The organism is Stenotrophomonas capsici, from assembly GCF_034961085.1.
GTDB classification, from domain to species: Bacteria; Pseudomonadota; Gammaproteobacteria; order Xanthomonadales; family Xanthomonadaceae; genus Stenotrophomonas; species Stenotrophomonas capsici.
On record NZ_JAYFUH010000249.1, the window covers coordinates 549,489 to 571,556 of the forward strand.

At 68.6% G+C, this 22,068-nt stretch carries 19 protein-coding genes; 6 read left to right on the plus strand and 13 right to left on the minus strand.

Annotated features, from left to right (window positions below):
• The first annotated feature begins 33 nt into the window (after positions 1-33).
• Positions 34-972, plus strand: coding sequence for a DUF1684 domain-containing protein (locus VA603_RS15630; protein ID WP_192288011.1), 939 nt, complete (start codon positions 34-36; stop codon positions 970-972).
• A 7-nt stretch (positions 973-979) separates the two neighbouring features.
• Here the strand turns inward: VA603_RS15630 and VA603_RS15635 are convergent, their stop codons facing one another.
• Positions 980-1,543 carry an N-acetylmuramoyl-L-alanine amidase gene (locus VA603_RS15635; protein WP_313251426.1) on the minus strand — a complete coding sequence of 188 codons (564 nt, stop codon included), beginning with the start codon at positions 1,541-1,543 and terminating at the stop codon, positions 980-982.
• Positions 1,544-1,594: 51 nt separating this feature from the next.
• Between VA603_RS15635 and VA603_RS15640 the strand changes: the two genes are divergently transcribed.
• From VA603_RS15640 to VA603_RS15650, 3 genes are all read left to right on the plus strand, one after another.
• Complete coding sequence (locus VA603_RS15640) at positions 1,595-2,122, plus strand: hypothetical protein (protein WP_323439388.1); 528 nt, start codon at positions 1,595-1,597, stop codon at positions 2,120-2,122.
• A gap of 127 nt (positions 2,123-2,249) precedes the next feature.
• Entirely contained in the window at positions 2,250-4,391 is a 2,142-nt protein-coding gene (rlmKL, locus tag VA603_RS15645) for a bifunctional 23S rRNA (guanine(2069)-N(7))-methyltransferase RlmK/23S rRNA (guanine(2445)-N(2))-methyltransferase RlmL (protein ID WP_323439389.1), read from the plus strand.
• Between the two features lie 22 nt (positions 4,392-4,413).
• Positions 4,414-4,950 (plus strand): GNAT family N-acetyltransferase, encoded by a 537-nt coding sequence (locus VA603_RS15650; RefSeq protein ID WP_323439390.1) that lies wholly within the window; start codon positions 4,414-4,416, stop codon positions 4,948-4,950.
• Between the two features lie 121 nt (positions 4,951-5,071).
• On the opposite strand, the gene VA603_RS15655 is transcribed toward VA603_RS15650, so the two are convergent.
• The 8 genes from VA603_RS15655 to VA603_RS15690 all read right to left on the minus strand — a co-directional run bounded on the left by VA603_RS15655 (position 5,072) and on the right by VA603_RS15690 (position 13,296).
• Positions 5,072-5,392 carry a DUF3325 domain-containing protein gene (locus VA603_RS15655; RefSeq protein WP_132862657.1) on the minus strand — a complete coding sequence of 107 codons (321 nt, stop codon included), beginning with the start codon at positions 5,390-5,392 and terminating at the stop codon, positions 5,072-5,074.
• Entirely contained in the window at positions 5,389-7,008 is a 1,620-nt protein-coding gene (locus tag VA603_RS15660) for a PepSY-associated TM helix domain-containing protein (RefSeq protein ID WP_323439391.1), read from the minus strand. The genes VA603_RS15655 and VA603_RS15660 overlap by 4 nt, the downstream gene beginning before the upstream one ends.
• Complete coding sequence (locus tag VA603_RS15665; protein ID WP_323439392.1) at positions 7,005-7,331, minus strand: DUF3649 domain-containing protein; 327 nt, start codon at positions 7,329-7,331, stop codon at positions 7,005-7,007. Before VA603_RS15665 ends, VA603_RS15660 begins: the two co-directional genes overlap by 4 nt.
• A gap of 104 nt (positions 7,332-7,435) precedes the next feature.
• The gene (locus tag VA603_RS15670; protein ID WP_323439393.1) at positions 7,436-9,667 is read right to left on the minus strand and encodes a TonB-dependent siderophore receptor; all 2,232 of its coding nucleotides are present in this window, start codon (positions 9,665-9,667) and stop codon (positions 7,436-7,438) included.
• Positions 9,668-9,989: 322 nt separating this feature from the next.
• Positions 9,990-11,276: a DUF445 domain-containing protein gene (locus VA603_RS15675; RefSeq protein ID WP_318639553.1), complete on the minus strand. Its 1,287-nt coding sequence runs from the start codon at positions 11,274-11,276 to the stop codon at positions 9,990-9,992.
• A 3-nt stretch (positions 11,277-11,279) separates the two neighbouring features.
• Positions 11,280-11,708 carry a hypothetical protein gene (locus VA603_RS15680; RefSeq protein WP_323439394.1) on the minus strand — a complete coding sequence of 143 codons (429 nt, stop codon included), beginning with the start codon at positions 11,706-11,708 and terminating at the stop codon, positions 11,280-11,282.
• Entirely contained in the window at positions 11,705-12,349 is a 645-nt protein-coding gene (locus VA603_RS15685) for a DUF5671 domain-containing protein (RefSeq protein ID WP_323439395.1), read from the minus strand. Before VA603_RS15685 ends, VA603_RS15680 begins: the two co-directional genes overlap by 4 nt.
• Before the next feature lie 53 nt (positions 12,350-12,402).
• Positions 12,403-13,296, minus strand: coding sequence for a plasmid replication/partition related protein (locus VA603_RS15690; RefSeq protein ID WP_323439396.1), 894 nt, complete (start codon positions 13,294-13,296; stop codon positions 12,403-12,405).
• A gap of 168 nt (positions 13,297-13,464) precedes the next feature.
• Here VA603_RS15690 and VA603_RS15695 point away from each other — a divergent pair, with 168 nt between their 5' ends.
• Complete coding sequence (locus tag VA603_RS15695; protein WP_323439397.1) at positions 13,465-14,967, plus strand: aldehyde dehydrogenase; 1,503 nt, start codon at positions 13,465-13,467, stop codon at positions 14,965-14,967.
• Positions 14,968-15,016: 49 nt separating this feature from the next.
• On the opposite strand, the gene VA603_RS15700 is transcribed toward VA603_RS15695, so the two are convergent.
• Positions 15,017-16,984, minus strand: coding sequence for an oleate hydratase (locus tag VA603_RS15700; protein ID WP_323439398.1), 1,968 nt, complete (start codon positions 16,982-16,984; stop codon positions 15,017-15,019).
• Between the two features lie 221 nt (positions 16,985-17,205).
• Between VA603_RS15700 and VA603_RS15705 the strand changes: the two genes are divergently transcribed.
• Positions 17,206-18,501 carry an MFS transporter gene (locus tag VA603_RS15705; RefSeq protein ID WP_323439399.1) on the plus strand — a complete coding sequence of 432 codons (1,296 nt, stop codon included), beginning with the start codon at positions 17,206-17,208 and terminating at the stop codon, positions 18,499-18,501.
• 129 nt (positions 18,502-18,630) lie between these two features.
• Here VA603_RS15705 and VA603_RS15710 read toward each other — a convergent pair whose 3' ends face one another.
• The 3 genes from VA603_RS15710 to VA603_RS15720 all read right to left on the minus strand — a co-directional run bounded on the left by VA603_RS15710 (position 18,631) and on the right by VA603_RS15720 (position 21,968).
• Positions 18,631-19,092 carry a bacteriohemerythrin gene (locus tag VA603_RS15710; protein ID WP_132862667.1) on the minus strand — a complete coding sequence of 154 codons (462 nt, stop codon included), beginning with the start codon at positions 19,090-19,092 and terminating at the stop codon, positions 18,631-18,633.
• A 99-nt stretch (positions 19,093-19,191) separates the two neighbouring features.
• The gene (locus tag VA603_RS15715) at positions 19,192-20,538 is read right to left on the minus strand and encodes a diguanylate cyclase (RefSeq protein WP_132862668.1); all 1,347 of its coding nucleotides are present in this window, start codon (positions 20,536-20,538) and stop codon (positions 19,192-19,194) included.
• Positions 20,539-20,678: 140 nt separating this feature from the next.
• Positions 20,679-21,968, minus strand: coding sequence for an NAD(P)/FAD-dependent oxidoreductase (locus VA603_RS15720; RefSeq protein WP_323439400.1), 1,290 nt, complete (start codon positions 21,966-21,968; stop codon positions 20,679-20,681).
• Positions 21,969-22,068: the final 100 nt, after the last annotated feature.

The window sequence follows — 22,068 nt, forward strand, 5'->3', positions numbered from 1 at the left end:
AGAACCAAGGGCCTCGGGGGAGACATGGTTTCGATGAAAGGGGCGTTCCTGCTGTCGCTGGCGTTGGTGCTGGCGGCCTGTACGCCGGCCAATGACCCGTTTGCCAACGACGCGCTGCAGCACCCCTACGACGTGCGGCAGTACCAGCGTGACGTGGAGCAATGGCGCACGCAGCGCCTGGCACGCTTGCGCGGGCCGCAGGGCTGGCTCAGCTACGTGGGCTCGGGGCGGCTGGAGGCCGGGACGACCTATTCGGTCGGCAGCGCGCCCGATAGCGACGTGCGGCTGCCGTTGGGGCCGGAGCGGGTGGGCCGGCTGAGCATCGACGCGGCCGGCAAGGCCACCATCGAGGGCTACCCGGGCACCGGCGTCACCCTCAACGGCCAGCCGCTGCGGGGCGCCACGCTGCAGCCGGCGGGTGATGGCAAGGAGGCCAGCCGGCTGCATTTCGGCAGCGCCGAGTTCTACCTGGTGCGGATCGGCAACGTGCTGGGCTGGCGCTGCCGGGATACCAACGCGGCGCTGCGGCGCGGCTTCCGCGGCATCGAGCACTTCCCGGTGGACCCGCGCTGGCGGGTGGTGGCGCGCTGGAAACCGTTCCCGCGCCCGGCTCCGGCGATGCTGCTCAGTTCGATCGGCACGCCATTGCCGGCCGTCGCGCCCGGGGAGGCCGAGTTCGAGGTCGGGGGGCGCCACTATCGCCTGCAGGCGATGCAGGATGCCTCCGAACCGTTGTCGCCCAACCTGTTCTTCATCTTCACCGACCTTACCGGCGGCCGCGAGACCTTTGGCGGCGCGCGTTACCTCAATGCATCGGCGCCGCGTGATGGCGAGGTCGTGCTCGACTTCAACCGCGCGCAGAACCCGCCCTGCGCATTGAGCCGGCACGTGGTGTGCCCGATCGCGCCGGCGGTCAACCGGCTCGAGCTGCGGGTGACCGCAGGCGAGAAGTACCAGTTCGTGGCCGAATAGGCCGGGCTCAGAGCGGCAGTGGCTGCAGGGTGACCGCGCCGAGCACCTGCGCCCACGGGAACTGCGGGCCGGGGTCGAGCTTGCGCGCGACCTCGCGGGTCGGGTCGTCGCTGGCCGGTACGCGCGCGGTGTCCAGCTGCTCGTGGCCGGCGATCCAGCGCAGCGCCGGGAGCTGGTCCGGCAGCCATTGCAGCAGGCGCACCAGTGATGCGATCTGGGCCTCGGGGTAGGGCTCGCCCATCTGCTGGGTGCGTGAGTCGAACCAGTCCGGGTAACGCCCGGTGTTGACCAGCTCGATGCCGACCGAGCGCGGGTTGATGCCGCGCACGTGGTGTGCCACGCGCTCCAGCGCCACGTACTGCAGGATGCTGCCGTCGCGGTCGATGTAGTAATGGCCGCTGTTGCCGGTGCCGCTGTCGTAGACGGTGCGCTCGCCGTACTGGCGGGCCGTGGCCAGGTCCGGCAGTTCGGTGCAGTGGATGACCACCAGGTCGACGTCGGTGAGCGCGCGGCTGCCCAGCAATGGTTCGTAGGGCAGGGGCGCGGCGATGATCGGGGGCGGCAGAGGCATGTGCGGATGCTAGCATTCGTCGATGAATCCCGATCTTCCCGCCTGCCAGCCATGAGCCGCGGCCACTGCATCCTTTCCCACGGTTTCGAGAGTGGCCCTGACGCCACCAAGGTCACCGCGCTGGCCGAAGTCGCCGAGCGGCTGGGCTGGACCCACGAGCGCCCCGACTACACCGACCTGGATGCCCGCCGCGAGATCAGCCCGGTCGGTGACGTGCCGGCGCGGCTGCAGCGCTTGGTCCAGCGTGCCGGCGAAATGGCCGCGCGTGGCCCGCTGGTGCTGGGCGGCTCCAGCCTGGGCGCCTACATCTCGGCGATCACATCGCTGCAGGTGCCGGTCAAGGGTCTGTTCCTGATGGTGCCGCCGACCACGATGGGGCCGATGCCGGCGCTGGACGCGGCCGCGGTGCCGATCAGCGTGGTGCACGCCTGGCATGACGAGATCATCCCGGCCGAGGAGGTGATCCGCTGGGCCGGGCAGCGCTCGGCGCGCCTGTTGATGGTCAATGACAGCCACCGCCTGATGCGCAACGTCGAGGCCTCCGCGCAGGCCTTCGAGACCCTGCTGCGCTCGCTCTGAGCCCCTGGTAGGGCGCCGTTCCGGCGCCGGCGCCGGCAACTGCCTACAATGGCGCCCCTGGATGCCGTCCGGGGCCGGCCGTCGTGCCCGCCCGCATCCCCTCCTTTCCGACAGTTGATCCGATCCCGTGAAATTCTTTGTTTCCTGCGCCAAGGGCCTTGAGTACCTGCTCGCCGACGAACTGCTGGCGATGGGCCTGCCCAAGGCCACCGCCACCATTGCCGGCGTCAATGCCGAAGGCGAGCTGCGCGATGCGCAGCACGTGGTGCTGTGGTCGCGGTTGGCCAGCCGCGTGCTGTGGCCGCTGGAAGAGTTCGACTGCCCCGACGAAGCCGCGCTGTACCAGGGCGTGGTGTCGATGCCGTGGGAAGACCACCTGGACGCCGACCTGACCCTGGCCGTGGACGCGCATGTGTCCGGCACCGCCATCACCCACGCGCGCTTCGCCGCGCAACGGGTCAAGGACGCGGTGGTCGACCGCCTGCGCGGTGAAGGCCTGGAGCGCCCGTCGGTGAACGTCGATCTGCCGGACGTGCGCATCAACCTGTCGCTGCGCAAGGGCCGCGCCACCATCTCGATCGACCTGAGCGGTGGCCCGATGCACCGCCGCGGCTGGCGCCAGTCGCAGAACGATGCGCCGCTGAAGGAAAACCTGGCCGCCGCGGTGCTGATGCGCGCCGGCTGGCCGAAGATCCATGCCGAAGGTGGTGGCCTGCTCGACCCGATGTGCGGCAGCGGCACGCTGCTGATCGAGGGCGCGCTGATGGCCGCCGATGTCGCGCCGGGCCTGCAGCGCCACGGCAGCATTCCGCCGAGCCGCTGGCGGGGTTTCGACCAGGCGCAGTGGAAGGCGCTGATGGGCGAGGCGCGCGAGCGCGAGCAGGTTGGGCGTGCCGCGCTGAAGCAGGTCATCCACGGCAGCGACATCGACCCGCAGGCGATCCGTGCCGCCAAGGAGAACGCCGAGGTGGCCGGTGTCAGCGAAGCGATCTGGTTCGGCGTGCGTGATGTCGCCGACATGCAGGTGCCGCCGCAGGAAATCGGCTGCGTGGTCTGCAATCCGCCGTATGACGAACGCCTGGCCGCCGACGCGGTGCTGTACCGTCGCATCGGTGATGCGCTCAAGCGCGCGGTGCCGCAATGGAAGGCCAGCCTGCTGTGCGGTAGCGCCGATTTGGCCTTCGCCACGGGCCTGCGTGCGCGCAAGACCTACCAGCTGTTCAACGGTGCCATCGAGTGCGCGCTGATCGTCTGCGACCCGATCGCGGTGCCGGCGCGCGAGAACGATGGCCAGCCGCGCGAGCTGAGCGAAGGTGCGCAGATGGTGGCCAACCGCCTGCGCAAGAACCTGAAGAAGTTCAAGAGCTGGTTGGCACGCGAGGACATCACCTGTTTCCGCGCCTACGACGCCGACCTGCCCGAGTACGCCGCCGCCATCGACGTCTACCGCGAGGATGGCGGCAAGGGCCGCACTTTCCTGCATGTGCAGGAGTACGCTGCGCCGGCCACGATTCCCGATGCCGACGTGCGGCGCCGCCGCAACGAGTTGCTGGCCGCCGCGCGCGAGGTGTTCCAGGTGCCGGCCGAGCAGGTGGCGCTGAAGTCGCGCGAGCGTGGCAAGGGTGGCAGCAAGTACGGCCGTTTCGAGCAGCGTGGCGAGTTCATCCTGGTGCGCGAGAACAACGCGCTGCTGCGCGTGAACCTGTTCGACTACCTGGACACCGGCCTGTTCCTGGACCACCGCCCGCTGCGCCGACACATGGCCGAGCAGGCGCGCGGCAAGCGTTTCCTCAACCTGTTCTGCTACACCGGCGTGGCCAGCGTGGAAGCTGCGGTGGCCGGCGCGGTCTCGACCACCAGCGTCGACCTGTCCGGCACCTACCTGCAGTGGTGCGCCGACAACCTGGCCCTGAACGGCATGGGTGGCAGCCGCCACCAGCTGGTGCAGGCCGATGCGATCAAGTGGCTGGAAGCCGAGCAGGGCCAGTTCGACGTGATCTTCTGCGACCCGCCGACCTTCTCCAACTCCGCGCGCGCCGAGGACTTCGACGTGCAGCGCGAGCAGCTGCGCCTGCTGCGCGCGGCGGTGGCGCGCCTGGCGCCGGGCGGCGTGCTGTATTTCTCCAACAACTTCCGCCGCTTCAAGCTGGAAGAGAACGCCATCGCCGAGTTCGCGCGCTGCCGCGAGATCAGCGCCAGGACCATCGGCCCGGATTTCGAGCGCAACGCCCGCATCCACCGCGCCTGGGAACTGCAGCGGTTGGGATGAGACGATGAGCGCGGGAGGCAGCATGGCAGCATCGTCCATCGTGTTTGAAGGCTTGCTGCTGCGGCCCTTCGAGGACAGCGACGCGGAGCCGTTCGCCGAAGCGGTACGCGAGTCGGCCCAGAGCGTGGGCCGGTGGATGCCATGGGCAACACCGGACTACGATACCGTGCAGGCGCTGGCGTGGTTCGCCGACTGCCGTGCACGACGCGAGCTGGGGGAGGCACTGGAGTTCGGGGTCTTCTGCGAGCAGACCGGGGCCTTCCTTGGCGGCGCGGGCTTGAACGAGATCCGTCGTGGCCACCGGTTCTGCAACCTGGGGTATTGGGTGCGCACGTCGCGCCAGGGGCACGGCATCGCGCCACGCTGCGTGCGCGCGCTGGCGGCGCATGGGTTCGACCACGAAGGCCTGCAGCGCATCGAGATCGTGGTGGCGGTGGGCAACACCGCCAGCGAAAGGGTGGCGGTGAAGTCCGGCGCATTGCACGAGGGTATCGCGCGCAACCGGCTCATCGTCCATGACCGGCCCGTCCCGGCACACCTGTTCTCGCTGGTGCCCTGACCCTATCGACAGGAGCGGCCTTGGCCGTGAAGCCGATACTGCCTGGCGCGCCCGGTCGTTGGACGATGGAGGCGTATCCGGATACATCATCGGCTTGGCGACCAATCTCGCTCCTGCGCGTTCAGGGCACGACGGTCGCGGCCAGGCCGATGACCGGCAGGGCCCAGGCCAATGGCACGATCCAGCGGGGCCGGTAGGGGTACAGGCCGAACGCCAGCAGCAGCCCGGCGGCGGTCAGCGCCCCCAGCCACAACACCGGGCCGGCGGCCCAGCCGTGGTCGGCGACGCAGACCGCGTAGGCCAACGCGAGCAGGCCCCAGCCCAGCCAACGCCACAGCGGCGTGCGTTCGGAGCCGCGCTGCAGCTCGCGCTGGTGCTTTTCCATGGCCAGCGACAGCGCGGTGAACGCCGCGAACGACAGCCCCAGGGCGAGCAGCATCATGCGCCCGCTCCCGCGGCGGCCGCCTGCTGGCGACGCTTCTTCTCCGCCGCACTCAAGGGGGGCTGCCAGTGCTGCATGCGCCAGCCGCAGTAGGCCAGTACGACGCCGAACACCAGCATGAAAAGATCCACGCCGGCCAGCGGCCAGTCGCCCTGCAGCAAGGTCACGCCCAGATGGGCGTGCGTGGTCAGTGCATTGACCAGCGGAATCAGCGCGAACATCGCCGCGCCTACGTACAGCTGCCAGGCCCACATCATCCGCTTGGGCCAGATGAATGCCGCCAGCAGGGCGGCCCCCCACGCGTAGAAGAACACGTTGGCTTCGGCCGCGCTGCGTTCGGCCAGTTCCACCGGCAACAGCCGGTTGCCCCAGAAATAGGCGGCGAAGGCGATCGGCAAACCCGCCACCGCGCCGATGTTCAGGGCATCGACCAGACGCAGGCCGAAACCGGTCCTGCCCGACTTGGCGTGCTTGGGGCGCTCCTTGACCGCCCACAGCACCACGCCGCTGGCCACCATCAGGCAGCCGATCAGGCCGGAGACGAAGAACAGGGCGCGCAGCCCCCAGTCGGCGAAGCGGGCCAGGTGCAGGCCGTACATCACGCCGCGGGTCTGGGTGGCACCGCCCGGTGCCGGGCTGCCCTCCAGGCGCACGCCGGTGAGGGCGTCGTAGCGCAGCGAGGGCGTGTCGATCGACAGGCGATGGCCGTCCCGCTGCAGCACGTCGACCACCGAGTTGTCCGCGCCCGGGCGATGGACGGTGAAACCCGCCACCTCGGCGCCGTTCCATTCCTTGCGGGCACTGTCCAGCAACTGCTGGATCGGTAGCGGCGGCGCGCGCCCTTCGGCAGGGCCCTCGACGTCGGCCATGCGTGCGAAGGCTTCGGAGAAGAACGCATCCGGGTCGTCCGGATAGGCCGCCTTCACGCCCCATGGCAGGTACAGGAACATCAGGGTGACGATGCCGGTGTAGGTGATCATGGCGTGGTACGGCAGCGCCATCACCGCACTGACGTTGTGGAAGTCCAGCCAGGAACGCAGCCCCTTCTGCGGGCGGAAGGTGAAGAAGTCGGTGAAGATCTTCTTGTGGGTGATGACCCCGGTGATGATCGCCACCAGCATGAACATCGCGCAGAAGCCGACGATGTAGCGTGCCCAGATCACCGGGATGTAGTGCAGGTCAAAGTGCAGGCGGTAGAAGAAGTCACCGCCGCGGGTCTCGCGCGCGCTGACTTCCTGGCCGGTGTTCGGGTCGACGGTGGCGTCACCGAAGCGACCGCCGCCACGTCGCCGCCGCGTCTGGCCTTCGGCCGGCGGCGTGGCCATGGATTCGGGGTTGCGCCAGAACATGCGCATGGCCGGGTTGCGTGCATCGGGCAGGGTGACGGTCCAGCTCTCGGCCTGCGGTGCCTTGCGCTGCAGGAAGCGCACTGCATTGGCAGCGGCGACGTCGCTGCTGACCGTGCTGCGTGGCAGCTCCGGGCGCATCCAGCGGCTGATTTCCTCGCGGTAGTAGCTGGCGGTGCCGGCCATGAAGATCAGTAGCAACAACCAGCCGACCAGCAGGCCGGTCCAGGTGTGCAGCCATGCCATCGATTGGCGGAATCCGTTCTTCATGGCATCACCCCCAGCCATTCGGCGGCCATCCAGAACAGCGCGGCGGGCAGCACGATGCCGAGCCAGGCGCGCAGCGCGCTGCGCGTGGCGAACGCCCACAGCGCGGCGCAGGCGCACAGCACGATGGCGACCAGCATGCCGGTCAGCACGGCCTGGCTGCGTGGCAGCGGCAGGGCAAGGGCGAAGAACATCGCGGAAGTGGCGGCGAGCGCGTACCCGCCGACGATGGCGGCGATGCTGCGCGAGAGCACGCCCAGCCAGGGGCGTGCGAGGAAGTGCTCGATTCGGGCGAGCCAGGAGCTGGCGATGGGCGTGCTGTCCACGGAAACCTGCGGTGAAGGCTGGAGCGGGCAGTGCCGGTGGCGACCGGCGCTGCATGAAGTGGCCATCCCTGGCCGGCGCCGCGTGCGGCGCGTCCCCAAAGGCGTTACAGCTTCCAGCGCAGGGTCAGCTGCACGTTGCGCGGCTCGCCCCAGTACACGCCGTTGTAGAAGCCGACGTTGCTGTAGTACTTCTTGTCCAGCAGGTTGTTGACGTTGAGCTGGGCGCTGAAGTTGGCGTTGAAGCGGTAGCCACCGGACAGGTTGAGCAGGTAGAACGCGTCCTGGGTCATGCGCACGCTCTCGGTACGCCCGGTAACCAGGTAGTCCGGTGCCGGCCTGGCACCGTTGCGCCAGATCTCGCTCTGCCAGGTAGCGCCACCGCCCAGCCAGAAGCGGCCGTCGATGCCGCCCGGACGCCAGCTGGCGTTGAGGCGGAAGGTGTTGACTGGCGTGGTGGTGTTCTGGCGCACGCCTTTCTGGTTCTCGATCACGGTATGCGCGTAGCCGGTGGACAGGTTCCAGTGCTCGCCGAGGCTGCCCTGTGCTTCCACTTCCCAGCCCTGGACCTTGTTGCCCTTGCCGGTGGAGCGGTAGGCATCGCTGCCATCGGGCAGGAACTTGGCCGGCACGCTGTCATCGAGCTCGGCCACGTTGTCCTTCTCGCCCTTGAACACGGCCACGGAGGTGTTGAGCAGCCCGTCGAAGAACTCGGCCTTGAGGCCGGCTTCCCACATGTCGCCGACCACCGGCTCCAGGTAGCTGTTGTTCTTGTCGCGGTAGTTCTGCGGCTGGAAGATGTCGGTGTAGCTGGCGTAGGCGCTGAAGGTGCGGTTGATGTCGTAGATCAGGCCGAAGTACGGGGTCAGCGTGTTGTCGGGTTTGTAGCCGCCACGGGTGGTGCCGGTGCGGTTGCCGGCGTTGTCGTAGCTGTAGCGCCAGCTGCGGGTTTCCCAGGTGCTGTAGCGCGCACCGGCCACGGCCAGCAGCGGGTCGGCCAGCTGCAGGCGCGCGGCCAGGTAGGCGCCGCGCTGGCGCAGTTCGTCCTGCGAGCCGAGGTAGCCATTGCGGACGATGGGCAGCTGCGGCACGTCGCCGGTCCAGTTGCGCCAGTCCGGCACCTGCGCGTAGTTGTCCGGGTAGTCGGGGATGCTGATCGACGGCGCCTTGCTCTTGCGCAGCGACTGGCCGTAGCCGAACACCACTTCCTGGGCGTGGCCGAACAGCTCGAAGGCGCCGGTGACGTTGACGTCGGCCACGTCCATCGTGCTCTTCTCGGCGAAGTGCGAGATGTAGGCGGTCACCCCGGTGCCGTCGGGCCGCGGGTTGCCGGCCGCGCCGTACCAGACGCTGCCATCGGTATCGCGGTCGGCATGGGTGAAGCTGCCCTTGATCGTCCAGTTGCCGCCCAACTGCTGCTCAAGGCGCGCGAAGCGGGTCTTCTCCACGATCGGCCACTGGCTCCAGCTGGCCGACAGGTTGGTCGAGCGCGGCAGGTTGGCCGGCTTGCCATCCACGCCCCAGTACGGCACCACGCCCCAGGTCACGCCGGTGGTCTTGGGCGACTGGTACTCGTACCCCAGCTCCAGCAGGGTGCTGTCGCTCAGGTCGGCCTGCACGATGCCGTAGAACACGTCCTTGTCCAGCTTGTAGACGTCGCGGAAGGAGTCGCTCTGCTGCTTGGCGCCGACCACGCGCGCGCGGATGCGGCCATCCCAGGCCACCGGTCCACCGAGGTCGAACTCCATGCGCTGGTTGCTCCAGCGGCCGACGGTTAGGTTGGCGCCCATCTGCAGGGTGTCGGTGGGGCGCTTGCGCACGAAGCTGATGGTGCCGGACGGATCGCCGGCGCCGGTGGTCAGGCCGGTGGCGCCGCGCACCACTTCGATGCGCTCGTAGATCACGTTGTCGGTGTTGGTCTTGATCGACCCGCCGAACGTGTTGAGCATGCCATCGACCTGGAAGTTGGTGATGTTGTAGCCGCGCGAGACGTAGTTGATGCGTTCGCTGTCGGTCACCGAGACGTGCACGCCGGTGACCTGGCCCATCACGTCCTGCAGCGAGAACAGGCCCATGTCATCCAGCCGTTGGCGGGTGATGACGGTGACCGACTGCGGCGTCTGGCGCAGCGACAGGTCCAGCTTGGTCGCGGTGCCGGTGTGCTTGACGGTGTAGGAGTTGGCCAGTTCGCCTTCGGCCACGACCTTGACCGTATCCAGCGTGGCCGGGTCGCGGGCGGCGTCATCGGCCAGGACGGGCGCGGCGTGGGTGGCCAGGGCGGCGGCCAGGGCGCTGGCCAGCAGTGAGAAGTGCAGGGACGTGGGGGCAGGGCGTTGCATCGTGGTTTCCTGGTGGGCGAAAGGGTGGCCGACCTGGAATTCGCCCATGGCGACGCCTCACGCCATGCGTGAGCAACGTTGCGGGGTAGTGCTCCCTGAAGTCAGCCGCGTGCACAACGCGAGGCCGTTGGCATCGCGTGGCAGGCGTTGTAGTGGGGGTACACGGGGCTTGGCGGGGAACGCGCGGGGCGTCCATGCCGCGGGAGGCTAAGCGTACTGCCTATGAACGAAACGATAACGATTCTTATTGGCAATGGCAAGCGCCATTGTCACAAACGACCTCATCTCCCCAGGAGCGAGCAGGGTCACGAAGTGGCGATGCTCAGAACTTCAGCCAGCCGGTGATCGCATGCAGCAGCAGGCCGATCAGGCCGCCGACGAGGGTGCCGTTGAAACGGATGTACTGCAGGTCGCGGCCGACGCTCAGTTCCAGCTGCTCGACCAGCTTCTTCTCGTCCCAGGCCTTCACCGTCTGCGCGATATGCGTGGTCACGCCGTTGCGCAGGCGGTTGGTCAATTTCTCGGCACCGGCCAGCATGTGCTGGTTGAGGGCATCGCGCAGGGCGGGGTCCTCGCCGAGGGCGGTGCCCAGCTTGGACAGGCTGCGCTCCAGGTAGCCGGCCAGCACCGAGTCCTCGCGCGAAAGGTCATCGCGCAGGTAGTCGTGCACGCGCTTCCACAGCCCCTGCACGTAATCCTGCACGGCCGGGTGGTCGATCACCTGCTGCTTGAGCGTGTTGACCTTCTCGGCCAGCGCCGGGTCTTCGCGCAGGCGCTGCATGTAGTCGCCCAGCCAGCGGGCATAGTCCTGCCGCAACGGGTGCTCCGGTTGCGAGAGGACGTCCTGCAGTTCCTCCAGCCCGGCGCGGGCGAGGCGGTCGGCCAGTGAATCGCCGATCTCGTCGATCGGCTTGACCCAATCCACGGTGCTGGCCAGCGTCGGCCATTCCTTGCGGATGTAGCGCACGATCAGTGCTGAGGCATGCTGGCGCACGCTGTCCTTGTCCAGCCAGGTGGCCACGCGCTTCAGGCCTTCGTCGAGTACGCGCTGGTGGCGGTTGTCGGCGGTCAGCAGGCCGAGCAGTTCGCCAGCGGTGGCCGCCGCATTCCATTGCCGCAGCTGTTCGACCACGAAGGACTGGATGGCGCGGCGCACGGCGGCTTCGTCGAGCAGGTCCAGTGCCTGCACCGCCCAGCCGCGGGCCATGCCGGCGAGCATGCGCGCCTGCTGTGGCTGCGCCAGCCATTCGCCCAGACGGGTGGCGGGGTCGAACACCTTGAGCTTGGCCAGCAGCGTTTCCGGCTCCAGGAAGTGGTCGCGCACGAACACCGCCAGGCTGTCGGCGATGCGTTCCTTGTTGCGCGGGATGATGGCCGTGTGCGGGATCGGCAGGTTGAGCGGGCGCCGGAACAGCGCCACCACCGCGAACCAGTCGGCCAGGGCGCCCACCGTGGCCGCCTCGCAGAACGCGCTGACCCAAGCCCAGATGCCGCGCTCGCCGTTGAGGTGGCTGACGATGAAGCCGGCCAGCATTGCCAGCAGCATCGCCACCGCATACAGCTTGAGCCGGCGCAGCTGCGCGCGGCGCGGATCGTCGACGGCGTTCACGCCTCAGTCTTCATCGTTCTTGATCGAGCGCCGGAAACAATGCTCGCCGGCCGGGTGAGCCCAATCGGCTTCCAGGCCGCCGAAGCGCCGTTGCCGGGCACTGTCGGTGGCAAACAGGGCGCAGAGTTCGAAGTGGTTGTCGTCGAGCAGGCGGTAGCGGTAGTCCGGCCCGCCGGCGGGATCGTGCAGCGGCAGGTCCAGCCCGGGTGTGGCGCGCAGGCGGGCCATGTCCGGTGGCAGCGCCTCATGTGCGGTGCGGTAGCTGCGCGCCGCCTGCTCCAGCGAGCGCAGGTCCTGCAGGCGGCTTTCGTCGAGGCGGAGCAGGCGCTGTTGCGCCGGCGAGTCGATCACCCAGACGCCGGCCGCGATCGCCAGTGCGGTGAACACACTGGTGGCCCACAGCAGGCGGCTGCCCCAAGCGGTCTGGCTCATGGGCTCACCTCCTCGCGGCGCAGGTCGGCCAGGTACCAGCCGAACACGGTGCCGGCCAGCAGCGCCACGGCCAGCACCTTGAGCACGAAGCGCAGGCTCAGCTCACCGCCGAGCAGGTTGTAGACCAGCGTGGTGAGGTCGCCGATCAGCACACCGGCGGCGACGAACAAAGTCAGGTAGGTCAACCAGCGCCGCACCGGCGACAGCCGCTTGATCGGGTGCAGCGCGACGTCGCGGCTGACCCGGTGGCTGAGGAAGGCGAACACCGGGAAGGCGATCACCAGCGCAGAGATCGACCAGCGGATGGAGGAGCCGAGCTGCACGATCTGCCAGCGTGCGTCGGTGGGGTCGGGCAGGGTATGTTCGATCAGCTTGAACAGCAGGCTGCCCAGGTTCCAGCAATAGAAGTACAGCGTGCTGAACAGCAGCAGGTAGACGAACGCCTCGCGCGCGGACAACGAGGCGCGCGGGCGCGGCACCGGCAGGGCGAAATCCACGTCGGCCCAGCCATCGAGCACGCCGCGTACCTGCGCTTCGCTCCAGCCGGCGGCCAGCAGTGCCTGGTTGACCTGGGCGCGGCTGTGGCCGCGCATCAGGGCCTCGCGGACGAATGATTCGAGTTCGGGTGAAGCCGATGCCATCGCGTGCTCCCTGCCATGCGTGCCCGCAGCGTAAGGGGCCGGCCGCGTGGCGATCAATAGTCGGAGGCGGCCGCTTCCGGTTCCTCCGCGCGACTGGCGGCCAGCCGCGCCCGCAGCGCGTCCAGTTCCATGCGCAGGGCCTGATTCTCCGCGGTGAGCGAGGCCACGCGCTGGCGCAGCGCCTCCACTTCGGGGCTGGACGCCGCGGTGAACGGTGCGGACTGCACTTCGTCGTGGGCGTCCTGGTCGTGCTCCGGGCGGGCTTCGGGCTTGGGCTTGCGGCGCGATTCACGCACCCGCTTGGCCGCTTCCTTCAGCTCGCTCTTGCCCCCCTGGGCGGCGGCGCGCTGCTCGGCTTCCGGCAGGCTGGCGACCACCGCGGCGGCGCTGAGCGAGATCTCTCCGGCCTTGACCGCCTCGATCACTTCCTGCGCGGCGTGTGCACTGATCTTCTCGATCAGGGTCACCTGGCTGGCGCTGAGCTTGGCTTCGCGCGCCAGGTCGGCCTTGGACAGCTTCGGTGCCGGGTCCCACGGCGGGGAGTCGGCATCGCTGGCGTGGTCGTTGGCCAGCGCGGCTTCACCTTCGCTCTCCCGGCGCAGCTGCTCCTGCTCGGCGCGGCGGCGCGCCTCGACGATGGCGCGCTTGCGCAGGGCCAGCACGCCGCGCTGGAAATCGGACACGCTGCGGCGTCCCAGGTGCTGCTCGATCATCCACAGGTGCACGTCGTCCATCGACTGGAAGCGGGTGTTCTGCACGGTGTTGAACGGAATGCCGTGCCGGGTGCAGATGCCGTAGCGGTTGTGGCCGTCGATCAGGATGTTGCCCCACAGCACCAACGCGTCGCGGCAGCCCTCGGCCAGCAGACTGCGCTCCAGCGCGTCATGTTCGTCCTGCGTGAGCGGGTCGATGTAGGCCTTGAGTTCTTCGTTGACGATGATGTCCATGCGGCTGCCGGTTGAAACGTGGGCGGGCATTGTAGTGACCCGGGGCGGTGCCGGGGCAAGTCCCGTGGGCCGTGCGAGGGCAGGGATTCATGACGGCCGTGCAGCGTGGCCGGCGTACCATGCACGGTGGCGGCCCGCGCCGCGTTGTCCCGCAACAGGAAACAGACCATGAATACGCCGCACCTCCGCGAACAATGGCAGACGCTGGCCGATGGCCTGTCGCTGCGCACCCGCGCCTTCATCGACGGCCGCTACGTGGATGCCGCGTCCGGCGCGAGCTTCCAGTGCATCAGCCCGATCGATGGGCGGGTGCTGGCGCAGGTGGCCGAGTGCGGCCAACGGGATGTGGACCACGCCGTGGCCGCGGCGCGGCGTGCCTTCCAGAAGGGGCAGTGGGCGGGGTTGAAGCCGACGCGGCGCAAGCAGGTGCTGCTGCGCCTGGCCGGGCTGGTGGAGCGCCATGCCGATGAGCTGGCGCTGCTGGAAACGCTGGACATGGGCAAGCCGGTCGGCGAAGCACGCGGGGTGGACATCGGCGGGGTGATCCGCTGCATCCAGTGGACCGCCGAGGCGGTGGACAAGCTGTATGGCGAGGTGGCGCCCACCGGCAGCAACGAGCTGGGCCTGATCACGCGCGAGCCACTGGGCGTGGTCGCGGCGATCGTGCCGTGGAACTTCCCGCTGCTGATGGCGGCATGGAAGATCGCCCCGGCGCTGGCCGCCGGCAATTCGGTGGTGCTCAAGCCCTCGGAGAAGTCGCCGTTGAGCGCGCTGCGTTTCGCCGAGCTGGTGGCCGAGGCCGGGGTGCCCGAGGGCGTGTTCAACGTGGTGCCGGGCAACGGCAAGGGCGCGGGCGAGCCGCTGGCCCTGCACATGGACGTGGACGGGCTGGTGTTCACCGGCTCCACCGCGGTGGGCAAGCGGCTGCTGCAATGCGCGGGCCTGTCCAACATGAAGCGCGCGTACATGGAATGCGGCGGCAAGAGTCCCAACATCGTGTTCGCCGACGCTCCGGACCTGGACAAGGCCGCCGAAGCGGCGGCCAGTGGCATCTTCTACAACCAAGGCGAGGTGTGCACGGCGGCCTCGCGGCTGCTGGTGGAACGCTCGATCAAGGATGAATTCGTCGCGCGCGTGGTCGAGCATGGCCGGCGGATGCAGCCGAAGCATCCGTTCGAACCGGGGGCGCCGATGGGCGCGATGGTGGACGAAGCCCAGTTGCAGCGGGTGCTCGGTTACATCGACGAAGGCACCGCCGAAGGCGCGCGGCTGCTGCTGGGCGGCAAGCGTGCGCAGGTGGTGGAGGGCGGCTGCTACCTCGAACCCACGGTGTTCGACGAGGTCTCACCGCAGCAGCGCATCGCCCGCGAGGAAATCTTCGGCCCGGTACTGTCGGTGATCACCTTCGACGGCGAGCAGCAGGCGCTGCAGCTGGCCAACGACAGCGAGTACGGGCTGGCGGCCGGCATGTGGACGCGCGACCTCGCACGCGCGCATCGCGTCGCGCGCGGCCTGCGCGCTGGCAGCGTCTGGGTGAACCAGTGGGACGGCGGCGACATGACCGCGCCGTTCGGCGGCTACAAGCAGTCCGGCAATGGCCGTGACAAGTCGCTGCATGCCTTCGACAAGTACACCGAGATGAAGGCGACCTGGATCCACCTCGGCGATTGATTCGGCGAGCGGGCAGGGTGCCCTGACGTCAGGGCACCCCGGGTCAGGCTCAGTCCTTGCCGCCCTTGCGCAACTGGCCGGCAAAGCGTTCCAGCCATTGCGCGAAGCCCTGCAGGGCCACGCCCCCCTTGTCGCGCAGGTTGGCCAACTCCGCCTCCAGGCGCTCGCGCCGGGTGGCTTCGCCCTCGTGCTTCGGCAGCGGCGGCAGGATGTGGGCGAAGTAGGTGTTGTCCAGCAGCTTGTGCAGCAAGCGTTCGCCGATGAACGGTTCGCCGTTGTTGAGCGCGCGTGCGCCCTTGAACAGGTTGCGGATGTCGTACTGGGTGGGGCTCAGGTCGGGCACCTGCTTGGGCAGGTCGAGCAGGGTGTAGACCGCGATGCGGGCGGTGCGCACCGAGCTTTCCATGGTGAACACCACGTCGTTGGCGGTTTCCACGAACTGGCCGACCAGCGCCAGGTTGGTGCAGCCCTGCGGCACCACCTGCGGGCGGTCGCCGGCCGCGCGCGGCATGAACTGCGCGGTGATGTACGGCATCAGCGCCAACCGCACCTTGGTGTGCGGGATGATCGCGTCGAGCTGGTCGGCGATGCCTAGGTGGTAGCACAGCTCGGCCACGATTTCGCGGCCGGTGCACTCGGGCATGGTCTTCTTGACGAAGTTGCCGGGCTGGTCCATCAGCAGCGCGTACACCCACATCACCACCGTGTCCCTGGGCTGGCAGGGGAAGTGTGGCTGGCGGTTGATGGTGACGCTGAGTACCCAGTTCGAGTCGGTGAAGGTGATGATGCCGCCGGTGGCGGTGCGACCGGAGGTGGGATCGTTGACCGACAGTTCGGTCAGCTTGTCCAGCAGCGGCGAGGCGGTGCAGGTCAGCGTGGCCGACTCCCACATCGAGCGGTCGATGTCGCCGCAGAACTTGTCCGGCTTGCCGAACACCGGCGACTGCCGGGCCAGGTTCTGCCACAGGCCCCAGCTGCTGCCCTCGGCCGGGCCGCCGTGGCGCTTCTTCAGCACCGGCACGGTGTCCAGGTCGCCGTAGGCGGTGTCCTCGGTCATCGAGCCGGTCAGTGCGATCACCAGGTCACGCGCGGCCACCGTGATGTGGCCCTCGCCCTCGGCGGTGCGGGTGCGCAGCGCGGTGACGGTGCGTTGCTCGCCCTGCACGTCGAAGTCCATGTCCAGCACCTGGGTGCCGAGCTGCACCTGCACGCCCTGTTCGCGCAGCAGGCGGACCAGCGGGGTGACGAAGGTGTCGTACTGGTTGAACTTGGGGAACACCAGCGCCGACATGTCGCCGAAGCCGTCGATGGCATCGAGGAAGCGGTGCATGTACAGCTTCATCTCCAGCAGGCTGTGCCAGTTCTCGAAGGCGAACATCGAGCGGAACAGGAACCAGAAATTGCTGGCCAGGAAGCCTTCGCTGAAATGGTCCTGGATGGTCAGGTCGTCCAGCTCATCCTTGCGCTTGAGCAGCAGGCTCACCACTTCCCACTGCTGCTTGCGACTCAGCCCGAAGCGGGTGAAGTCGGGCAGCACCTGGCCCTGCTTGTGCATCAACCGCGACCTGGACCAGTTGGGGTCGGCATCGTTGGCCAGGCGGTATTCGTCGAGCACGCTGAAGCCTTCGGGCAGTTCCAGCGCGGGCACGTCCTGGAACATGTCCCACAGGTTGTCGTAGTTCCAGTTCATCTCGCGGCCACCGCGCACCAGGTAGCCGTCCTGCGGGTTGCCCGAGCCATCCAGCGAGCCGCCCTCGATCTCGAGGCCTTCGATGATGGTGATGTTGCGTGCCGGCATGTGGCCATCGCGGATCAGGTAGAACGCCGCGGCCAGGCCGGCGATGCCGCCGCCGACGATCCAGGCCTTGCGCTCGGCGATGCCCTCGGTGGGCAGGGGCTTGAAGCGCTGGTAGTTGCCGACCATGTCCGGCGGCGGCAGGGTGTTGAGCGGGGCGTTGTGCCAGTAGCGGGCGCTGGCGTCCGGGGCGTGGTCGATGCGGGGGGAGGGAGTGCTCATGGTGTTCTCCGGTGTGAGGGGAGGGACAGGTGCAACCGCCGATCCAGTCTGCACGGGAATCCCGTCGGGGCGGTTACACGGGGTTGAAACCCGGCGTGAGCGGGCGTCATGCGGCGGGCCGGGGAGGGCGTAAGGGGTGGGAAGGTCACGGCTGCAACCATTTCTGGGGCCGGGCGGCGACGCGTGGCAGACTGCGGCACCTGTTTCCCTTGTTCTGGCTCATGTCGACCGCTGCAGCCTCCGTGCCCCTGAATTCCCCGCGCCGCGTGCTGGCGGCCAGCCTGGTCGGTACGACCATCGAGTTCTTCGACTTCTACATCTACGCCACCGCCGCGGTGCTGGTGTTCCCCAAGTTGTTCTTTCCCGACAGCAGCCCGGATGCGGCGTTGTTGCAGTCGCTGGCGACCTTCGCGGTGGCCTTCATCGCCCGCCCGGTCGGCTCGGCGGTGTTCGGCCATTACGGCGACCGCATCGGCCGCAAGGCCACGCTGGTGGCGGCGTTGTTGACCATGGGCCTTTCCACCGTCGCGATCGGACTGCTGCCGACCTACCACGACATCGGCCTGGCCGCGCCGCTGCTGCTGGCGTTGTGCCGGTTCGGCCAGGGCCTGGGCTTGGGCGGTGAATGGGGCGGGGCGGTGCTGCTGGCCACCGAGAACGCACCGCCGGGCAAGCGCGCCTGGTACGGCATGTTCCCGCAACTCGGGGCACCGCTGGGCTTCCTGCTGTCGGCCGGCGTGTTCCTGGTGCTGGGGCGCGTGCTCGACGATGCCGCCTTCCTCAGCTGGGGGTGGCGGGTACCGTTCATCGCCAGCGCGTTGCTGGTGATCGTCGGCCTGTGGGTGCGCTTGAACATCCGCGAGACCCCAGACTTCCAGAAGGCGCTGGACCAGGGCCAGCGCGTGCGCTTGCCGATGCGCGAAGTGCTGCTGGGGCATGGCTTTGCGGTGGTGGTGGGGACGCTGGCCGCGTTCGCCACCTTCGTGCTGTTCTACCTGATGACGGTGTTCACGCTGGGCCACGGCACCAAGACGCTGGGCTATGCGCGCGAGGATTTCCTGCTGCTGCAGATGGTCGGCATCCTGTTCTTCGCCGCCGGCATCCCGCTGGCCGCGCGCTACGGCGACCGCCAAGGCACGGTGAAGGCGATGCTGCTGGCGACGGTGGCGATCTTCGTGTTCGGGTTGCTGTTCCAGCCGTTGTTCCAGGCCGGGCACCCGCTGCTGGTGCTGTTGTTCCTGTCGCTGGGACTGTTCCTGATGGGCCTGACCTATGGCCCGTGCGGCACCATGCTGGCCAGCCTGTATCCGGTGCAGGTGCGTTACACCGGCGCGTCGTTGTCGTTCAACCTGGCCGGCATCCTGGGTGCGGCGCCGGCCCCTTACGCGGCCACCTGGCTGGCAGGCCGGTTCGGCATCGCCGCGGTGGGCGGCTACCTGTGCGTCACCGCGCTGGTTACCGGGCTGGCGTTGTGGGCCATTGGCCGGCGCCAGCAACGGGCACGTGCCGAAGCGTGAGCCGCTGGTGGCGGCGCGCTGGGAAGTCATCAGCCTGTGGGGCAGCAGGACGGAAAGGGCAGGAACGGCGCGGCAGCACCACGTAGGGAGGGGATCGGCCGCCGCCGCGTCGTTCCTGCACGGGGCCGGTCAGTTGAACAGGCGCTTGAGCGTGCGGCCCAGCCAGCTGCCTTCCTGGTGATCGCGGGCAAACTGGTTGAGGTGGCGCTTGACCTGCTCGGCATAGGCCTTGTCATCGCCGCGAATGTGGTTGAACAGCCAGCGCGAGAGCATGTTGCGCAGCTCGTCGGTGACGTCCTCGCCGGCCTGGAAGCGCATGCGGTATTCGGAGACGCGCTTGCCGAACACCTCGTGCACGCGCTTGTGGGCGGCGCAGAACGGATAGCCGGCTTCCTCCATCAGTTCTTCCTCAAAGGCGAAGTGCGACATGGTGTAGTCCACCAGTTCGTCGATCACCTCGGCCACCGCGACGCGTTCCAGGCTCTTCTGGGCGATATGCAGGTGGTTGAGCATCTCCACGATGCGCATGTGCTGATGGTCGATGACCTCGACCCCCGTGTTGAGGTCGTCCTGCCAAACCAGTAGTGCCATCGCGAGTTCCTCCCTGTGATTACCTTGGGGGCACTCTAGGGGCGCACCTTCGCCGGCGCGTTGATCTGGATCAATGGCCCTGCGCCGGCAGGGAAGCGTTCACGAATGTAGTCGCGCAGGTGTCGCGGCGCCGGTGGTCGCCGCTGGCGCAAGTTGCATGCTGCGCACCCGGTTGCGACCGTCGGCCTTGGCCAGGTAGAGCTGGCGGTCGGCCTCGGTGATGAGCTGGTGCAGACTGCTGCGCCCGCCCGGGTCACGGCTGACGCCGATGCTGACGGTCATGCGCAGGACGTTCTCGCCGATCTGCAGGCGGATCGCCTCGATGGCCTGGCGCAACTGCTCGAAGTGCGCCGCGCTGGCGTCATCGCCCAGCCCGTGGACCAGCAGGCAGAATTCCTCGCCGCCGAAGCGGGCGCTGATGTCGCGTGGCCGGGTATGGCCCTGCAGCACGCTGGCGACCGCGCGGATGGCCTGGTCGCCGGCTTCGTGGCCGAGGCTGTCGTTGATGTGCTTGAAGTGGTCGATGTCGACCATGGCCACCGCCACGCTGCCTTGGCCACGGCCCAGCTGGCGCTGGCTGTGTTCCAGGAAGCTGCGCCGGTTGGGCAGGCCGGTGAGGAAGTCGCGCGTTGCCAGGTCCTGCAGCGTGCCGATCAACTCCAGCTGGTCCACGTTCTGCGAGACGCGGCAGAAGAACTCCTCGCGCGAGAACGGTTTGCGCAGGAAGTCGTTGGCGCCGTTCTTCAGAAAGCGCGGGATCAGCGACGGGTCGGAATTGCCGGAGATGCCGATCACCGCCACCTTGTCGCGCGCGCGCAGGGCGCGCAGGCGACGGGTCAGCTCCACGCCGTCCATGCCCGGCATCTCCTGGTCCACGATCACCAGCCGGATGGCCGGGTCCGCTTCCAGCGCATGCAGCGCCGAGGGGCCATCACCGGCCTGGGTGACGTGGTAGCCATACATGCCCAGCAGCGCCGCGGCATACGACCGGGCCGAGGGGGAGTCGTCGACCACCAGCGCCGAGATGCGGCGGTTGCGCTCCATGCGCTGCACCAGCCAGACCAGGTAGTCGACGCTGCCGGGGGTGTTCTTCAGCACGTAGTCGATGATTTCCTGCTGCAGCACGCGCTTGCGCAGGTCTTCGTCGTAGACGCCGCTGACCACGATGGTCGGCAACCCGCGGCTGACGAAATAGTCGACCACGTGGTCACGGTCACCGTCGGCCAGTACCAGCCCGGTGAGCACCAGGAACCAGCCCTGCTCGCGTTCCAGCAGCTCGCCGGCCTCGGCCAGGGTCGAGGCGACGCTGACCGGCAGCTCCAGGCGCTGCTCGATGGCCGCGCGCAGCATCGTGGTGAACGTGCGCGAGTTCTCCACGAGCAGGATGCGCTGCGGCAGGGGCGTGATCGGCGGGCTGGTGAAGCCGGCCTGGGATGAGGCGGCCATGCGAAAGGTTCTGGGGGTCTCAGGACGGGATAGCGGCAGCAATCGGCCGGACTTTAGGCATGGAGCGGTGAGGGCGCTGGGATGAGAGCCATCCTCGGGTTGAACCGGCAGGGCACGCCAGCGCCACGCTTCCCGCGCGCTCAGCCGAGCAGATCGCGCAGCTTGTACCACGACATGGCAGCGACCAGCAGCGGCATGCGCAGTGCCTTGCCGCCGGGGAAGATGCCGTGCGGGATCCGCTCGAACACATCCAGCCGTCCGGCCTGGCCGGCGATGGCGGCGGCGATCACTTCACCGGCCAGGCAGGTGCTGGCCACGCCGTGGCCGGAGAAGCCCTGCGCGAAATAGACATTCGGGGTGAGCCGGCCCCAGTGCGGGGCGCGGTTGCGGGTGATGTCGATGTAGCCGCCCCAGACGTATTCCAGCGACACGTCGGCCAGCTGCGGGAACACCCGGCGCATGCGTCGGGTCATGCTGGCGCGCAGCCCGGGCGGCGGCAGTGCCGAGTAGTTGGCCTGGCCGCCGAACAGCAGGCGGTGGTCGCGGCTGAGCCGGAAATAGTCCAGTGCCCAGTTCACGTCGGCCACCGCCATGTCGTTGCGGATCAGCGACCGGGCACGTGCTTCGCCCAACGGCTCGGTGGCGCCGATATAGGTGCCGACCGGCATCATCCGGGTCTCCAGCTCCGGCGCGATGCCCTGCAGCCAGGCATTGCCGGCCAGCACCACGAATTCGGCCTCGACCCGTCCCTGCGCGGTGACCAGCACGGGGCGCGGGCCGCGTTCGAGCCGCAGCACCGGCGAATGCTCGTGCACGGTGACGCCAACGGCTTCGGCGGCGCGTGCCAGGCCCAGCACGTAGGCGAGTGGGTGCAGGTGGCCGCTGGCGGCGTCGTACATCGCGCCGAGGTAGCGTTCGCTGGCCAGCTCCTGGCGCAACCGGGCCCGGTCCCACCATTCCAGCGGATAGTCATAGCGCTGCGCCATGCGCTCGATGTCGGCGCGCAGGGCGCGCTCCTGGCGCGGATGGATCGGCACGCTGGCGTGGCCATCGCGCCAGTCGCAGTCGATGCCATGGCGGGCGATGCGCTGCTTGAGCATTTGCATGCCGTCGCGCGAGAAGTCGAACAGCAGCCGCGCATCGGCGTCGCCGACCAGCCGTTCCAGCGTGTCCTGCTCGCAGCCGTAGCCGACGATGGCCTGGCCGCCATTGCGGCCGGAGGCACCCCAGCCGACCCGTTCGGCTTCCAGCACGGTGACCCGGTAGCCCTGCTCGGCCAGCGCCAACGCTGCGGTCAGGCCGGTGTAGCCGGCGCCGAGCACGGCCACGTCGGCACGCGCCGTGCCCTGCAGCGCGGCGCGGGGCGGCGGCAAGGGCTGGCTGGCGGCGTACCAGCTGGGCGGGTAGTCGGACGGGGCGTCCACGGACATCGGGATGGAAGGCGATTGTGTCGGGGCGGGCAGTGTAACGGCCACGGTGTGTCGGTTTGGCGCAGGCGGCGGACGATGCCCTGCATTGTGCCGCGCGCTG